Below are 15942 nucleotides of genomic sequence, written 5' to 3'. Positions count from 1 at the left end.
CGCGCCATTGCGGCCTCGAGGTCCTCCCAGCCTATCCTCCCTTGTCACTGCAACCGCAAATCAGCGCGCCGGCGGGCCAGCAGCGGCGGCCGGCGGCGCGGCCCGGCCCCGGCCAGGGTGGCCATGGCCGAGCGGAGGGCGCTGTTGGGGGCGGCCTCGGCCAGCACGGATCCGGCCTGCAGGGCCAGGTCGGCAGCCGCCGCGTCGTAGGGCAGGAACCCCGCGATGCGCACCTCGGGGCCGAAGCGCTCCCAGGCCAGCCGCAGTTGGCGCTCCGGGGAGGGGCCCACGGCGGAAGCCCGCACCCGGTTGAACACGACGGCGGGCTCGCACCCGGGCACGGCCGCACGGAGTTCCTCGACGCCCTTGACCAGCCGGGGAACCCCCACGCTGTCGGCGGCACCGACCGCAAACACCTCGTCAGCAGCCTCCAGCACGGCCAGGGCAGCGCCGTTGCGCTGCGGGGCGGACGTGTCGAAGGACAGGTCCTCGTCGGTCTCGAGGCAGAAGGCGACATCGACGACCACCACGTCCGCCTGCCGGCGGAGGAACCCCAGGACCCGGGACAGGGCGGCCGGGCGCAATTCGGGCCAGCGCCCGGGCCGGTGGATCCCGGTGGCCACGCGCAGCCGGGTTCCCGCAACAGCCACCGCCGAACAGGCCCGCTCGAATCCGGCAGTGTCCAGGACGGACTGGTCGGCCAGCCGGCACAGGTGGGCCAGCCCCGCCGACTCGTCAAGCAGGCCCAAGTGTGCCGCGATGGAGGCCCCGTAGGTGTCCGCGTCCACCAGCACCACCCGCTGCCCCGCCAGGGCCGCCTCGGCGGCGAAGTTCACGGCCACGGTCGTGCGGCCGGGCGCCCCCGTCGGTCCCCATACCGCAACGGTCCGGCCCGCGGGGGCCGCTTCAGAATCCACCCGGGGCCCGGGGCTGGAGCGCTCCTGGCCCATCGGCCCCCGCGTCCCCTGCCGTTCCGGTCCACCCGGCCCGGGCCGGCGCGCCGGGGCCCCGGGGACACCGGCCGCCAGCATTTCGAGAAGGTCCGACAGCGCCTGCGCGGTGGTCCCGGGCGAATCGACGGTGGCGCCCAGGCCGGCGAGCCGCTCGGCCTCGCCGGGATCATTGGTCAGGACCACGGCGTGGATCCCGCACCCGGCGAGGGCGTCCAGGACCGGGGCGTCGACCAGCCGCGGGTCGCCGGCCAGGAGCGCTGCCTCCGCCAGGCCGGTCTGGGCGAGCGCCACGACCTCGTTGAGTTCAGCGCAGCGGCGCACCACGGTCACGGCGCCGCGCAGCCGCTCCAGGCCTTCGACCAGGGCCCCGTTGTCGCCCCAGACCACCACGGCGACGCTCACGACCCTCCGCCCGCCGGATTGTGGACGACCGTGACGCTGGCCTCGTTGGCCAGGGCCGCCAGGAGGTCAGCCATGCGGCCGTCGTCGACCAGGAGTTCGATGACGGTCCCCGACGCGCCGCCGAACCCGGACTCGAGGGCGGACACCGCGGCAACCTCCGCCGAGGGCAGCAGGATCTCGGGCCGGCCGTAGGCGTTGGCGCTGCGGTCGCGGGCCGCGGCCCACACGTCCACCCTGCTTCCGGGCACGACGGCGGCCGGGAGGGCCTGTTCGAGCCGGACCGAGACCGGTTTGCGGGTGGTGCCGTCGTCCAGGCCCAGCCCGCGCAGCGGGACCAGTTCTCCGGCCCGGATCAGGGTGCTGGCCCGTGTCCCCGCGGCCGGTTCCCTTTCCGCCGGAAGGTAGTGTTCCTGGGTCCCGTCAAGGCGCACGTCCACGACGTCCAGCCGGGAGGCCTCCACCGGTTCACCGAAGGAGATGTCCTCCCTGGCCACATACATGGGCACGGTCCGGTCCCGGGCGGAGACGAGCCCCACGGTTCCCGCCACGGATCCGGCAACCAGCAGGATGCCCACCAGCAGCCGCGGATCCTTCCAGCCGGGTTTGCGCAATCGCCGCGCCTCCGCGCCAACCTGACCGGCCATGGGCATCCCCCTGCACTGTTCGCCTGCCGCACCCCCTGCGGTGTTCCGATGCTTCCACCCGGGCAGCGCGGATTCAACAGTCCGGGCGCAACTTCGTTTTTCGCTGGACGGAATCCTCGTCCCTGCTCTCCCGGCATCTTCGGCGCCCAGGCTGGAGGCGCGCCAGGGCCGGATCCCCCACCGGAGCCCAAAGTCGGGTCGTAACCAGGAGTCGGGTCGCAACCCGGAGTCGGGCCCCAGCCAGGAATCGCGCCCCCGCCAGGAATCGCGCCCCGGTCAGGTATCGCGCCGCACGGCCGCGAGGGCGGCGAAGGGGACGGCCACCACGGCGTGGACCGCCCCGGGCCGGCGGTACTCGTCGCGCGGGTGGACCGCGAGCTGGAGGTAGTCGGCCCCGGCATGGTCCAGCGTGCCGGCGCCCAACAGCCTGCCGTCCGTGCCGTGCAGGGCCACGCGTGTCCGGTCCCGCACCAGGGCCCGCAATGCCGCCCCCAGGCCCAGGCGCCGGCGGGCCGGCCCCAGGGCCGCCACGTCCGCCGGCAGCGCCTTGCCGTCCATGCCCTCGATGCCGCGCAGGGCCGCGAACGGGACCACGCATTCCGCCGGGCCTTCCGCCATCGACAGCCAGCCCGCCCCCACGTGGCGGAGGGTTCCGCGCAGCCGGAGGCCACCGGCCAGGTCGAGGGCCAGGACGTTGCCGTACTGGGCGCGGAGGCGGTCGGCCAGCCCCACCTGGGAACGTTCAATGCGGACCATCTCTTGGATCTCGGTGGCCCGGTCGCGCAGCAGTTCGCCATTGAGCTGCGTTTCAAGGTCCTCGAAGAGCGACTCCCATCTCATGAGCCCTAGGGTACGTCCCCGGGGACCCAAAAGCGCCGGTCACGGCGCGGCAAGCCGCGCCGTGAAGCGCCGATGGGAGCGCATACCTATGGACAGCTCCCACACCAGCTGCAAGCATGGGCAGCCAAGAAACATCAAAAGACATCAAACAGCATCAAATAAAAGGAAAGGAGCCCTGCGATGGGATCCAGCGGAAACCCGTCTTCCGGACTCCGCGGGGCGGGACGGCCACGGGCCCTCATGGCCGGCATCGCAGGCGTCGCGGTCCCGGCCGTGCTTGCCTGGGCGGTGGGCTTCCCGCTCGGGGATTTCCCCTTTGGAGGCCTGCCGGTCGCGCTTCCTCAGGGCCTGTTGCCGGACGGCCCGTTTCCGGGGAGCCCCTTTTCGGGCAGCCCCGCGGAAGTGGACCGGTTGGCGGCAGGGGCCGTTGCGCTGGGGGCCCTGGCGCTGGCTGCGTGGTGGCTGCTGGCTTGGGCCGCGGCCGTGGCCTCGGTGCTCCTGCAACGCGGCGGGCGCCCGGGCGCGGCCCACCGTGTGGGCCGCCTGAGCCCCCGGTCCATCCGCCGGCTGGCCGCCGCCGTGCTGGGGACGCACCTGGTCCTCGGGCCTCCGGCCCACGCCGCCCTTCCCGCCCACGCTGCCCTTCCCGCCCACGCCGAACTTCCGGCCCCTGCCGGTGCTTGGTCCCCTCCCGGTGCTTCGGCCCCCGCCGGCGCTCCGGCTCCCCTGCCCCAGGCAGCCGTTCCGCAGGCCCGGTCCGGCCCGGAATCCGGGGGGCCGGCAGAGGGGGTCCCGGACCCCGGGTGGACACCCGAACGGCCGGCCACGCCACTGGACCCGGTGCTGGGCGGCGTGCGGGACGGTGCCGCCCGGGAGGTGGAGGGGAGCCCGCTGGAAGTGGTGGTTCGGGCCGGGGACTCCCTCTGGTCCGTTGCCGCGCGGAGCCTGGGTCCGCACGCCACCGCCACCCAGATCGCCCGCGAATGGCCCCGCTGGTACCTCACCAACCGGGCCGTCGTGGGCGAGAACCCGGACCTGCTGCTGGCCGGAACCGTTCTGCTCCGGCCAGCCGGCGTCCCGGAGCAGGAGAATCCCTACCGGTAGGACCTCCCGCGCCCGGCGTGTCAGGGCCACGCCTGCCCTCTCACATACCGCGCGGGCTCCCGACCGCCCCCGCTCCAAATACACGCCGGCTCCACATACACGCTGCCAAAAACATGCACGCTGCCAAAAGGCACACCCCGAAGTCCGTTGAGAGAGGAACCCGCCATGAGCACTTCGCCCGACGCTTCACACTCCGACGCTTCCCGCCCCGAGCCCGCCTCGGAGCGCGCCGTTCCGGCCCCTTCCGTCCCGGACCAGCCTGCGCCGGAAGCCGCCGGGTCCGGAAGCCTTGCCGCGCGGTCCCTGGGAACCCAGCCTCCGCGGGCAGCGGTACGCAGGTTTGCCGATGCCGCGCCCCTGCGCCGCCTGCAACCTCCGCCGGCCCCTCCCTGGGGCAGCCCGCCGGGCCCGCTTCAGCCTCCCGTACCGCCCGCGCCCGATGCCACTCAGGCCGCCGCCGACCGCGCGGAGCGTCACCAGGTCGCCTCCGTGGTGCGCATGGTGGCCCAGGCCGTGTTCGAGGCGCTGTCCGGCGCGCGGCCGGTCCACCAGTTGGCCCGTTGGCTCGACCTGGAGAACTTCGAGAAGCTGCGCCTGCGTGTTGAACTGACCCGGGCAGCCAGGCCGGCGCGCTCAGCCGGCGCCCGTGGACCGGTTGTCCGGCGGACCCGCGTGTGCCGCGTGGCGGAAGGAAGCTACGAGGCAGCCGTCGTGGTGGCCGAGCCCGAACGCGTCCGCGCCGCCGCTCTGCGGATTGAGCGGCGGCGCGGACAGTGGAGGGTGTGCGCACTGGAGATCGGCTAGGGACGCCGCCCTGCTTCGCCCGGGCGGGCCTCCTGGCCACCAGTCCGGCTAGCCCCGCTTGCCCTTCTGTGCGCGGCGCTCGGCGCGGCTGGCCGGAGCGGTGCGCTCAATGTGGGTTTCCGCCCCACCGTCCTCCGTCGGGGCGGTGTAGCGCAGGGTCGCCGGCTTGGCCGGGGCCTCCAGGCCCGGGGTCTTCAGCGTCGGCGCCAGCGTGGCCGCCCGGCCATCAGTGACCCCCGGCAGCGACACCGCGCTCGGCGCGGCAACCTGGACCTCGGCGTTGAACAGGTAGCCGATGCTTTCCTCGCGGATGGATTCCATCATGGCCTGGAACATCACGTAGCCCTCGCGCTGGTATTCGACCAGCGGGTCGCGCTGCGCCATGGCACGCAGGCCAATGCCTTCCTTGAGGTAGTCCATCTCATAGAGGTGCTCCTGCCACTTACGGCCCAGGACGGAGAGCACCACGCGGCGCTCGAGCTCGCGCATGTTCTCGTGGCCAATCTGCTCCTCGCGGTTTTCGTAGGCCACGCGGGCGTCGGAGAGGATTTCCTCGTGCAGGAACTGGGCGGTCAGCTTGCCTTTGCCGCCGGCCTCCGCGACCACCTCGTCGATGGTCAGCGTGATCGGGTAGAGCTGCTTGAGGTTGGTCCAGAGCTGTTCCAGGTCCCAGTCGTCCCCGTGGCCCTCCGCGGTGGTTTCCTTCACCATGGCGGTGACGACGTCCTCGAGGAAGTGCTGGACCTTTTCGTGCAGGTCGTCACCTTCGAGGATGCGGCGCCGGTCCCCATAGATCGCCTCGCGCTGGCGGTTGAGCACGTCGTCGTACTTAAGCACGTTGCGGCGCTGCTCGGCGTTGGTCGATTCCACCTGGGCCTGGGCGGTCTCGATCGCCTTGGACACCAGCTTGGATTCCAGGGCCATGTCATCGGGCATCCCCGGATTGTTCATGATGCGCTGGGCTGCGTTGGCGTTGAAGCGGCGCATCAGTTCGTCCGTCATGGACAGGTAGAAGCGGGATTCGCCCGGATCGCCCTGGCGTCCGGACCGGCCGCGCAGCTGGTTGTCGATGCGGCGCGACTCGTGCCGTTCGGTGCCCAGCACGTACAGGCCTCCCAGGGCGCGGACCTCCTCGGCTTCGGCCTCGACGGCCTTCTGCGCGGCGGCGAAGACCCCGTCCCAGACGCGCTCGTACTCCTCCGAGTTCTCCTGCGGGTCAAGGCCCCGACGCTCCATTTCGGCGACGGCGAGGAACTCGGCATTGCCGCCGAGCATGATGTCGGTGCCGCGCCCGGCCATGTTGGTGGCCACGGTGACGGCGCCCTTCTTGCCGGCCTGGGCGACGATCGCGGCTTCACGGGCGTGCTGCTTGGCGTTGAGGACCTCGTGCCGCACGCCCTCCTTGGCCAGCTTGCGGGAGAGGTATTCGCTCTTCTCGACGCTGGTGGTACCGACCAGGACGGGCTGGCCGGCGGCGTGGCGCTCGACGATGTCCTTGACGACGGCGTCGAACTTGGCAATCTCGTTCTTGTAGATCAGGTCCGGCTGGTCCTTGCGCTGCATGGGCCGGTTGGTGGGGATTTCGACCACGCCGAGTTTGTAGGTGCCCATGAACTCGGCGGCCTCGGTCTGGGCGGTGCCGGTCATGCCGGAGAGCCTGCCATAGAGGCGGAAGTAGTTCTGCAGCGTGACCGTCGCCATCGTCTGGTTCTCGGCCTTGATCTCGACGCCTTCCTTGGCCTCGATCGCCTGGTGCATGCCCTCGTTGTAGCGGCGGCCGGCGAGCGTGCGGCCGGTGTGCTCGTCCACGATCATGACCTGGCCGTCGATGACCACGTAGTCCTTGTCCTTCTTGAACAGTTCCTTGGCCTTGATGGCGTTGTTCAGGAAACCGATCAGCGGGGTGTTCGCGGACTCGTACAGGTTGTGGATGCCGAGGTAGTCCTCCACCTTCTCGATCCCGGACTCGAGCACGCCAATGGTGCGCTTCTTCTCGTCGACCTCGTAGTCCTCCCCGACCTCGAGCCGCTTCACGATGCGGGCGAACTCGGCGTACCAGCGGTTCACGTCCCCGGAGGCCGCGCCGGAGATGATCAGCGGGGTGCGGGCCTCGTCGATGAGGATGGAGTCGACCTCATCGACGATCGCGAAATTGTGTCCGCGCTGGACCAGTTCGTCGCGGGACCAGGCCATGTTGTCGCGCAGGTAATCGAAGCCGAACTCGTTGTTGGTGCCGTAGGTGATGTCCGCGTTGTACTGGGCGCGGCGCACCGCCGGCTCCTGGTTGGCCAGAATGCAGCCGCTGGTCAGACCCAGGAAGCGGTAGACGCGTCCCATGAGGTCCGACTGGTACTCGGCCAGGAAGTCGTTGACCGTGACCACGTGCACGCCCCGGCCGGTCAGCGCATTCAGGTAGGCGGGGCTGGTGGCCACCAGGGTCTTGCCCTCGCCGGTGCGCATTTCGGCGATGTTGCCCAGGTGCAGCGCCGCGCCGCCCATCATCTGGACGTCGAAGTGGCGCAGGCCCAGGGTGCGGTCGGAGGCTTCGCGCACGGCGGCGAACGCCTCCGGCAGCAGGGCGTCCAGGGTGGTGCCATCCTGGTAGCGCTGCTTGAACTTGTCCGTCTCCGCCCGCAGTTCGGCGTCGGACAACCCCCGGAACTCGTCCTCGAGGACGTTGATTGCGTCAGCGTATCCGCGCAACAGCTTCAGGGTCTTCTTGTCGCCGGTCCGCAGGATGCGTTCAAGCAGTGATGCCACGTGGGAGCTCCAAATCTCAGGCGCAGGAATTCTGGCTACGTCAGTCTACTGTGACTCACGATCGGTACCCGGCGTTGGTTCCGCTGCGCGTCGCCGCCGGGTGTGACGGTCCCGGCCCCGCAAGATCCGGCCCTCCTGTCCGGCAACTGCCGGGCAGGAGGGCCGGATCTTGCGGGCCGGGCGCCCCAGTGCCGTGTGCGCCGGAACTCTGCCGTCCCCGGCCCGGCCCTCCCAAGCCCGCCGTCCCAGGGCCTGGCGCCCTAAGTCCTTGGCGTCCTGGGGGGCGCAAAGGGCCCGCGCCGGCTCGCCGTTCAGGCGGGGGCCCGGCCGGGCGCCGGCCTAGGCATCGACTTTCTCGTCCTTCCGGTAGCCGCGGGTCTCGACCATCTCCTCGGTGCATTCGGCGTCGAGGGTGATGACGCCGTAAGACCAGCCCTTGCGGCGGTAGACGACGGAGTGCTGGCCCGTGGCCTCGTCGATGAACAGGTAGAACGGGTGGCCGACCATCTCCATGCGGTCGACGGCGTCGTCAAGGCTCATCTTGACGGCGGGAAACACCTTGCGCCGGATCTCGACCGGGCTGGGGGCCTCCGCGGCGGCCGCGGCCTCCGCCTCCTCCTCGAGCTGGCCCTCCTTGACGGCGACGTGCAGCGGAACGTTGGGGTCCGCGGGCTCAAGCGTCGAGGTGGCCTCGGCGACGCCGGCGGGGGTGCGGGACCCGTGGTGGACCTTCTGGCGGTCGCGGGCCCGGCGCAGCCGCTCAAGGAGCTTGGCGAACGCAATGTCGAAGGCAGCAAACTTGTCCGGAGCCTTGGCCTCCGCCCGAATGGCCGGACCCAGCACCACTACCGTGAGTTCGACGGTGAACTGGGTGTCCGCCAGGCGGGCTTTCGACTCCTTGGTGACCTTCACTTCCAGCCACTGGACCTTGGAGGCGAGCTGCTCGATCTTCGCCACCTTGTCGTCCGCATATTCCCGGAACCGGTCCGAAACGGTCAGCCCTCGTCCGCTGAACTTCATCTCCATGGTGTCCTCCTAGATTGCTCGGGTGACACAACAGCGGCCGAAAGGTCCTCCCTTCAGCCGCTGAAGATGGGTACTTATCCCCTTGGTGAGGAGCCCATACTTCACCGTATGTCGTTGCCCGCAGGATGCAAGCACCTGCCCGAATGTTTCGCGCCCGCCGTCATCGAAACGGCGGGGCAGCCTGCTCGCCTGGGGCCGGCGTGGCTGCGGAGCCGCGTGGGGCCGGCGTGGCGGCCACGACCACCACCGCCGCCACGCGGGCTCCGGCCGATTCCAGCGCCCGGCTGGCGGCCGCTGCGGTGGCGCCCGTGGTCAGGACATCGTCAACCACCACGCAGACCCTGCCCCGCAGCGCGCCCCCGCGGTCGCCCCAACCGCCGGGGCATCCCCCAGGGCCGGGGCCCCACCAGATGCGGGAACGCAAGGACATGCGGGAGACCGTGCGGGCACGCGCCCGGCGCCCCTTCGCTTTTTGCCCGCCGCCGCGCAGGAAGGGGGTCCCAGCCACCCGCAGCACATCGGCTCCGTGGAACTGCGGCGGCAGCAACCCCCGCCGGGATACCCAGCGCAGCAACACGGCCACGGGGGCGTATCCGCGCCGGGCCAGGGCCGCCGTGGTGCTGGGAACGGGCACCACGAGCACCGTGTCCGCGGTTCCGGCCAAGGGTGCCGCGGCCTGCAGGGCCCCGGCGAGCGCAGGCCCCAGCACGCCGGCAAGTCCCACGCGCTGGGAGTTCTTGAAGCCCAGCAGGGCGGCCGCCAGTTCATCGCGGTAGCTGCCGGCGGCAACGGCCGGCAGCGGTACGGAGCCCCCCATCAGGGGGAGCGCCTCCGCCGCGCCCTCGGCCCGAAAGGGCCGGGTGGTGGCGGCCCGGATAGCTCCGCGGCACCGGGGGCACAGGACCGTATCCGGGGCTGAGCACCCGACGCAGTCGGTCGGGGAGGCCAGCGCTAGGCCGGCGCGCACCGCGGCGGCGGTCCCGGTCCACGCGGGCCCGCTCCAGAGCGCGTCGAGCCGGGCGGGCCACCCCCCTGGGGCATTGTCCATGGGCATGGCCCGATCCTGCCGCCCGACGGGCGGCGGTGGCGGGATGGGGCGGCGGATTGGGGGTTGCCTGCGCCCGGGCAGGGCCTGTGCGGGGCTAGCCCGGATAGGACAGGTTGCTGGCCTGGCGGCCCTGGGCGCTCCAGGAGTTTCCGACGCGGGAGTAGATGCCGTCGGGCGTCTCCGCATACACCGGGCGGCGCTCCCCCGGTCCGGCGGACAGCCCGATCATGCCGTGCAGGGGCAGGAACAGTTCGCTGGAGCCGTCCAGGCCGACCCGTTCGGCGGTGACCGCTTCCTCCGCGTTCGCCCGCATGACGATCACGGAGATGTCCGAGTCCCATACGGCCCGCGAGACCGGGACCGCCGTCGGGACCTTCAGCGGCTCGGTGAGTCCGCGCGGAACCCCGTCGCTGTCCCGGACGATGCCCCCGATGTAGAGCGCATCTTCCCCGCCAATGCGCGCCACCACCGCCACGCGCGCCCCGTCGCGGGAGACCCGCAGCGAGTGTACCTGGGCGTCGCCAAGCCAGTCGGCGGCCACCTGCCGCGCCGGCCCGTCCAGCGTGGTGCTTGCGGGTACCGCCATCACGTGCGGGTGGGATCCGCCGGTGACAGTCCAGGTCCATCCGTAGGTGTCGATGCTGGGCGCCACGAGGTCCATGCCGCGGACGGCGGCGGAGACCCGCCCGGTTTCGTCCACGGTGAAGAGCCGGGTGCGCTCGCCGTCCAGGAACGCGTACAGGTTGCCACTGGGGCCCATGGCCGGGTCGCGGGGCTTGTAGCCGGAGATGTCCGGCACCCCGCCCACCGGGACGATGCCGTCGCCCTGGTAGTAGACCAGGGCACCGCCGGCAAGGGCGATCTGGGTGTCCGCCACGGCCGGATCCAAGATTGCGGCAGTGAACCCGGGTGCCTCCGCCCCCAGGCCGACCTCGCGCTGGTTCACCGTCATCGTTACTGAGGTGACGTTGTTGAGCCGGCCGAGGGTGAGCTCGAGCTGCTGCTGCATCTGCTGGCGGCGCGTGTCGGAGGCATCGATGAAGACGCTTTCGACCAGGTCCACGGTGGCCTTCCCCGCGTCGATCGGCACCGCCGGGCGCGTCAGCGCGGCATCCTCCGGGAAGGCGCTGAAGGCCGCGTTCCGCAGGTAGGGGGCCGGGCCGGCCAGGAGCGATTCGACCATGGTGGCCGCCAGCCCCTGCCGGAAGGCGAACCAGCGGACGTCCGGGATGGCGTAGGAGTACGTGGCATCGTAGAAATACAGGAGGTGGGGGGCAAAGAGCACCGAGAAGTTGCCCGTCTCCACCAGGGTGCCGTCGGGGGCGTCGGTGATGCGCCATTCCCCGTCGACCTGTTCCAGGTGGACATCGACCGACCGCGTGGAGTTCGCCGGCAGGTCGGTGCGCAGCCCGTGTTCGTCAATGACCGCGGCCGCTTCGACCTGGACGGTGTAGCTGCCCTCCTGGACGTTGTCCACGATGCTGGGTTCGGCGTCGTACACCAGCGTCTGCTCCACGGGGCGCCACTCCCCCGCGAAGGCGGGGGCCAGGTATTCGCGGGCAATCCTGTAGTCGTCCGCCGGCGCGATGCCGGCCCGGTAGAAGCCTTCGATGATTTCCTCCGGCGTGGCGCCGCTGCCGGGGCCGGGAGGGTTGAAGATGTAGATGCCGCTCCCGGAGGAACCGTCGCCGGGGGCGATCGAACCGACCGGGCCGGAGGTGGGGATGGCCCCGCAGCCGGCCAGGACCAAGACGGCGGCCAGGACGGCAGCCATGGCCGCCAGGGCGGCGCGCGGCAGCCGGCGGACGGGCCTAGGCATCGGTTTCCTCCTCCTGTGCGGGGCTGTGGGGGACCGGCTGCTGCGGTTTCGGAACCACTGCAATGATCCCGGTGGCCGGGGGAACCTCGGAAGGGGCGGGGCCGGCTTGGGCCAGCGGAAGCGGGGAAGCGGTCAGGGTGTCGCCGCGGTGCCGCGGCAGGGTCAGCCGGAAGCATGACCCTTCGCCGGGTTCGCCCCAAGCCTGCAGCCAGCCGCCGTGCAGCCTGGTGTCCTCGGTGGCGATGGACAGGCCCAGCCCGCTGCCGCCGGTGGTGCGGGCACGGGCCGGATCGGCGCGCCAAAACCTGTCGAAGACGCGGGAGGCGGCCTCGGCGGTCATGCCGATCCCGTGGTCGCGCACGGAGACGGCGACGGCCTGCCCGTCCGCGCCAATGCTGATGTCGATCGGCTTGCCTTCGCCGTGCTCGATGGCGTTCATCACCAGGTTCCGCACGACGCGTTCGATGCGGCGCGGGTCCATGTCCGCAATGGCGGTGCCGGCCTCGTTGTGGATGCGGATGGAGGACCCGAGCAGGTCCGCGTGGGGCTGGGCCCCCTCGACCGCGCGGCGGACCAGCGGGACCAGGTCCACCGGCTCGGCCTCGAGGACGGCCACCCCGGCGTCGAAGCGGGAAATCTCCAGCAGGTCGTTGAGCAGGGTCTGGAAGCGTTCCACCTGGTTGTAGAGCAGCTCGGCCGAGCGCCGGTTGATCGGGTCGAAGGCCTGGCGCGCATCGTAGAGGACCTCCGCAGCCATCCGTACGGTGGTCAGCGGCGTGCGCAGTTCGTGGGAGACGTCGGAGACGAAGCGCTGCTGCATCATCGACAGCGTCGCCAGCTGGGTGATCTGCTCCTGGATGCTGGCGGCCATCCGGTTGAACGAGGTGCCGAGCCGGGCGATTTCGTCCTCCCCGCGGACCTGCATGCGTTCCTCAAGGTGCCCTGCGGCGAACTTTTCCGAGATGTCGGCGGCGCTGGAGACCGGGCGCACCACGGTTCGGGTGACGTACCAGGCGATGCCGCCGTTGACGATCAGCAGCAGCGCGCCGGCGATGGTCATGACGCGGTGGATGAAGTTCAGCGACTCCTGCACCGGCAACAGGTCGTAGACCAGGTACAGGGCGTATTCGCGGCCCGGGGGGAGCGTCACCTTGGTCCCGAACGCCAGTCCGGGATGGTCCTCCCCCGCACCGGGCAGGGCGATCGACTGCCACTGCACGCCACTGCCTTCCTGCACCGCCGTGGACAGTTCCGCGGGGATGACGCGGGGGGTGAGGGTGGTGCTGCTGGAGGTCGTCCCGACGTAGATGTTCTCGGAACTGGGCAGCGGGGTCAGCAGGAAGTTGCGCTGGACGCTGGTGCCGTCGCCCTCGACGAGGCGCAGGGTGTCATTGACCAGCGTGACGGTGCTGGAGCGGTCCGTGGTGGCGGCCGATTCGAAGTTCGCCTTGACCATGGACAGGGTCCGCACCGACTCGCTCTCCAGTTGGCGGAAACGCTCCTGGAAGAGCCCGGCGGCGATCTGGTTGGACAGGAACAGCCCGATGGTGAGCAACGCCAGGCCGGACAGCAGCGCCGAGGAGGCTACGGTGCGCACCTGGATCGAGCGCCGCCACTTGGAGGCGGCCCTTTGCCACCACGCCCGCAGCCGCCCGGCCAGGCGGGGCCCTGCGAAGGCGGAGGCTGCGGGGGCGGAGGCTGCGGGGCCGGCTCCCTCGGGGCTGGACTCCGGGAACGGCAAGGTCAGCCCTGGCCGGCCTTGTAGCCGACGCCGCGCACGGTGAGGACGACCTCGGGGTTTTCGGGGTCGCGTTCCACTTTCGAGCGCAAACGCTGGACGTGCACATTGACCAGGCGCGTGTCGGCGGCGTGGCGGTAGCCCCAGACCTGTTCGAGCAGCATTTCGCGGGTGAAGACCTGCCACGGCTTGCGGGCCAGGGCCACGAGGAGGTCGAACTCGAGCGGAGTCAGCGAGACCGGCTTGCCGTCGCGGGTCACGGAGTGGCCCGCGACGTCGATGGAGAGGTCCCCGATGCGCAGCGTTTCCGGGGCGCGCTTCTCTCCGGGACGGAGGCGGGCACGCACGCGCGCCACCAGCTCGGCGGGCTTGAACGGCTTTGGCACATAGTCGTCGGCCCCCGACTCGAGCCCGCGGACCACGTCGGCGGTGTCGGATTTGGCGGTAAGCATCACGATCGGCACGTCGTCCTCAGCCCGGATGGCCCGGCAGACTTCGATCCCGTCCATGCCCGGCAGCATCAGGTCCAGCAGCACCAGGTCGGGCTTGACGTTGCGGAACGTCTCCAGGGCCCGGGCGCCGTCGAAACAGAACACCGGTTCAAAGTCGTCGTTGCGCAGGACAATGCCGATCATTTCGGCCAGCGCCTCGTCGTCGTCCACGACCAGAATGCGCGCCTTCATGCTTTCCTTTCCCCTTCCGCCGCCGTCGGCACGGAGGTGATCTCCCCACTAACTCTATAGGCAGGACAAACCCGGGACGCGCGGGCGCTCCGGCGGCGGTCCGGGCAGCGATCGCGCTAGGGTGGAAGGACCACGCGACGTACCGAGGGGGCGCAACGTCTTGTCCGACCATCCGAGCACGCCAAACGAGCCGCCACTAGGGCCGATTCGGACTCCGCCCACCCCGTCCGGCACCCCGGCGCCCCCCGCGGCGCCTCCTGCGGCGCAGCCCCCGCCCTCCCCCGCCTGGGGCCAGGCACAGGCTCCCGGATGGCCCCCGGCCCCCGCCTGGGGCCATCCCCAGGCTCCCGGGTGGGGCCAGGCGCCCGCCCCCGGGTGGGGCCAACTCCCGTACCAGCAGCCCCCCGGGTACCTGCCGCCGCCCAAGCCGGGCGTCGTTCCGCTGCGCCCGCTCGGCCTGGGCGAACTCTTCGACGGCGCCTTCCAGGCGGTCCGGCGCAATCCGGGCGCGACGCTGGGGCTCTCCGTGCTGGTGCAGCTGGTGGTGGGGGCCGTCATTTCCGTCGCCGGACTGCCGGTTTTCTCCGCCCTCTACTCCCCTGAGTTCATGGACCCCGAGGTTCCCGCCGATTCGCTCCTCACCGACGAATTCGGCGGCTCCCTGCTGGCCCTGGCCCTGGTGTCCCTGATCATGGGCCTGCTCTCGGCATGCCTGATGGTCCTGGTCCAGGGCCTGGTCACGGTGCCGGTGCTGCGTGCCGCCCTGAACCGCAGGACCGGGTTCGGCCAGACCTTCACGCTGGCACGGCCCGGCCCCGCCCGGCTGATGGGGTTGGGCCTGCTCGGTGCCGCCGCGGGCCTGATGGCCCTTGCGCTCGCCGTCGGCCTGGCCCTGGCGGCCGCGGCGGTGGCGGACGGTGTCGGGGCCGCGCCGGCGATCCTGGCCATGGTGGTCCTCGGAGGCCCGCTGGTCCTCTGGGCCGGCGTCAGGTTCGCCTTCGCGGCCCACGCCCTCGTCGCCGAAGGCCTCGGGGTCTTTGCCTCCCTGGGCCGGTCCTGGCGGCTCACCGGCGGGCGGTGGTGGCGTTCCTTCGGCATCATCCTGCTGGCCGGGGTGGTGGTCACCATCGCCACGAGCGTGGTCACCGCCCCGCTGGGCTTCGCGGCCGGAATGCTGGGCGCCTTCGTCGACCCCGCGGACCCCGAATCCCTGACCCGGTACCTCGCGGGGCTGGGCGTCGTCTCGACCCTCCTGAGCGCGGTGGCCGGAGGCCTGGGGGCGGGCTACCTGTATGCGGTCACCGCCCTGCTCTACACGGACCTGCGCATCCGCCGCGAAGGCTTCGACCTGGCCCTGCTGCGCGAGTTCGAGGCCGGCGCCGACCCGGGCATTCCGGGCCGCCAGGTTCCGGCCGCCGGCTCCCTCGGGGCGAGCTGAGGCATGCGCCTGCCTGCCCTCTCCCACCCGGAGGAGCCCTACCGGCCCGCCGCCGACGAGGCCCGCCGCCAACTGGCCGAGGAGCTGGCCCGGGCCGAATACGCTCAGGCCCGCCCCAACCCCCTGCTGGGGTTCCTCGAGGACCTGTGGCGGGGGTTCGCGTCCTGGGTCGAGGGGCTTAACGGGATTGGCCCGAACCTGGGCACTGCCGCGGTGCTGGCCGCCGCCATCGCACTGGTGGTGCTGGCGGTGGCCGTGGTGCGCCCGCGGCTGAACCGCCGCGCCGCGGCTCCGGCTCCGGGGTTGGGCCTGAGCCCCAGCCTGACCGCCGGGGACTACCGGGCCCGCGCCGCGCGCGCCGCTGCGGCGGGCGACTGGTCAACGGCGTACGTGGAGCGTTTCCGCGCCCTGGTGCTGGCGGCGGAGGAACGCACGCTGCTGGACCCGCAACCCGGCCGCACGGCTTTCGAGGCCACCGGCGGGCTCGGCTCCCTGTTCCCGGACCACGCCCCGGCCCTGGCCAGGGCGGCCACCGCGTTCAACGCGCTGCGCTACGGCGACCACCGCGCCACGTCCGCCGAGCTTGCCGCCCTGGCTTCCCTCGATGACGCCGTGGCCGCGGCCCGCCCGATGGCCGGATCCGGCCCCGCGCTCCCGGCGGCGCCCCGATGAGGTCCCGGCCC

The 15942-nt window shown here is 71.7% G+C and carries 13 protein-coding genes; 4 read left to right on the top strand and 9 right to left on the bottom strand.

Annotated elements, in window-relative coordinates; all coding sequences use genetic code 11:
• Positions 1 to 44: 44 nt before the first annotated feature.
• The 3 genes from NCCP_RS14210 to NCCP_RS14200 all read right to left on the bottom strand — a co-directional run bounded on the left by NCCP_RS14210 (position 45) and on the right by NCCP_RS14200 (position 2839).
• Positions 45 to 1355 (bottom strand): CpaE/TadZ family protein, encoded by a 1311-nt coding sequence (locus tag NCCP_RS14210; protein WP_149957946.1) that lies wholly within the window; start codon positions 1353 to 1355, stop codon positions 45 to 47.
• A complete protein-coding gene (locus NCCP_RS14205) occupies positions 1352 to 1999 on the bottom strand; it encodes a CpaB family protein (RefSeq protein WP_149957945.1) in 648 nt (215 codons plus the stop codon). The genes NCCP_RS14210 and NCCP_RS14205 overlap by 4 nt, the downstream gene beginning before the upstream one ends.
• Before the next feature lie 276 nt (positions 2000 to 2275).
• On the bottom strand, positions 2276 to 2839 hold the full coding sequence (locus NCCP_RS14200) for a hypothetical protein (protein ID WP_149957944.1): 564 nt from the start codon (positions 2837 to 2839) through the stop codon (positions 2276 to 2278).
• A gap of 180 nt (positions 2840 to 3019) precedes the next feature.
• Here NCCP_RS14200 and NCCP_RS14195 point away from each other — a divergent pair, with 180 nt between their 5' ends.
• Positions 3020 to 3943, top strand: coding sequence for a LysM peptidoglycan-binding domain-containing protein (locus tag NCCP_RS14195; protein ID WP_149957943.1), 924 nt, complete (start codon positions 3020 to 3022; stop codon positions 3941 to 3943).
• Positions 3944 to 4108: 165 nt separating this feature from the next.
• On the top strand, positions 4109 to 4747 hold the full coding sequence (locus NCCP_RS14190) for an Rv3235 family protein (RefSeq protein ID WP_149957942.1): 639 nt from the start codon (positions 4109 to 4111) through the stop codon (positions 4745 to 4747).
• A 48-nt stretch (positions 4748 to 4795) separates the two neighbouring features.
• Here the strand turns inward: NCCP_RS14190 and secA are convergent, their stop codons facing one another.
• The 6 genes from secA to mtrA all read right to left on the bottom strand — a co-directional run bounded on the left by secA (position 4796) and on the right by mtrA (position 13821).
• Positions 4796 to 7507 (bottom strand): preprotein translocase subunit SecA, encoded by a 2712-nt coding sequence (secA, locus tag NCCP_RS14185; protein ID WP_149957941.1) that lies wholly within the window; start codon positions 7505 to 7507, stop codon positions 4796 to 4798.
• 339 nt (positions 7508 to 7846) lie between these two features.
• Positions 7847 to 8533: a ribosome hibernation-promoting factor, HPF/YfiA family gene (gene hpf / locus NCCP_RS14180; protein ID WP_149957940.1), complete on the bottom strand. Its 687-nt coding sequence runs from the start codon at positions 8531 to 8533 to the stop codon at positions 7847 to 7849.
• Positions 8534 to 8693: 160 nt separating this feature from the next.
• Positions 8694 to 9350, bottom strand: coding sequence for a ComF family protein (locus NCCP_RS14175; RefSeq protein ID WP_225873856.1), 657 nt, complete (start codon positions 9348 to 9350; stop codon positions 8694 to 8696).
• Between the two features lie 325 nt (positions 9351 to 9675).
• On the bottom strand, positions 9676 to 11400 hold the full coding sequence (locus tag NCCP_RS14170; RefSeq protein WP_149957938.1) for an LpqB family beta-propeller domain-containing protein: 1725 nt from the start codon (positions 11398 to 11400) through the stop codon (positions 9676 to 9678).
• A complete protein-coding gene (gene mtrB / locus NCCP_RS14165; protein WP_149957937.1) occupies positions 11393 to 13141 on the bottom strand; it encodes an MtrAB system histidine kinase MtrB in 1749 nt (582 codons plus the stop codon). The genes NCCP_RS14170 and mtrB overlap by 8 nt, the downstream gene beginning before the upstream one ends.
• 2 nt (positions 13142 to 13143) lie before the next feature.
• Entirely contained in the window at positions 13144 to 13821 is a 678-nt protein-coding gene (mtrA, locus tag NCCP_RS14160) for an MtrAB system response regulator MtrA (RefSeq protein WP_149957936.1), read from the bottom strand.
• A 526-nt stretch (positions 13822 to 14347) separates the two neighbouring features.
• Here mtrA and NCCP_RS14155 point away from each other — a divergent pair.
• Both NCCP_RS14155 and NCCP_RS14150 read left to right on the top strand, forming a co-directional pair.
• Complete coding sequence (locus NCCP_RS14155; RefSeq protein ID WP_149957935.1) at positions 14348 to 15259, top strand: DUF7847 domain-containing protein; 912 nt, start codon at positions 14348 to 14350, stop codon at positions 15257 to 15259.
• A gap of 3 nt (positions 15260 to 15262) precedes the next feature.
• Positions 15263 to 15931 (top strand): DUF4129 domain-containing protein, encoded by a 669-nt coding sequence (locus NCCP_RS14150; RefSeq protein ID WP_149957934.1) that lies wholly within the window; start codon positions 15263 to 15265, stop codon positions 15929 to 15931.
• Positions 15932 to 15942 lie beyond the last annotated feature (11 nt).

The sequence above is a fragment of the Zafaria cholistanensis genome, from assembly GCF_008580665.1.
In the GTDB taxonomy this organism is placed as follows: Bacteria; Actinomycetota; Actinomycetes; order Actinomycetales; family Micrococcaceae; genus Zafaria; species Zafaria cholistanensis.
Note: the sequence above shows the minus strand (reverse complement) of the source record. Positions and strands in the feature narration are given on the sequence as shown.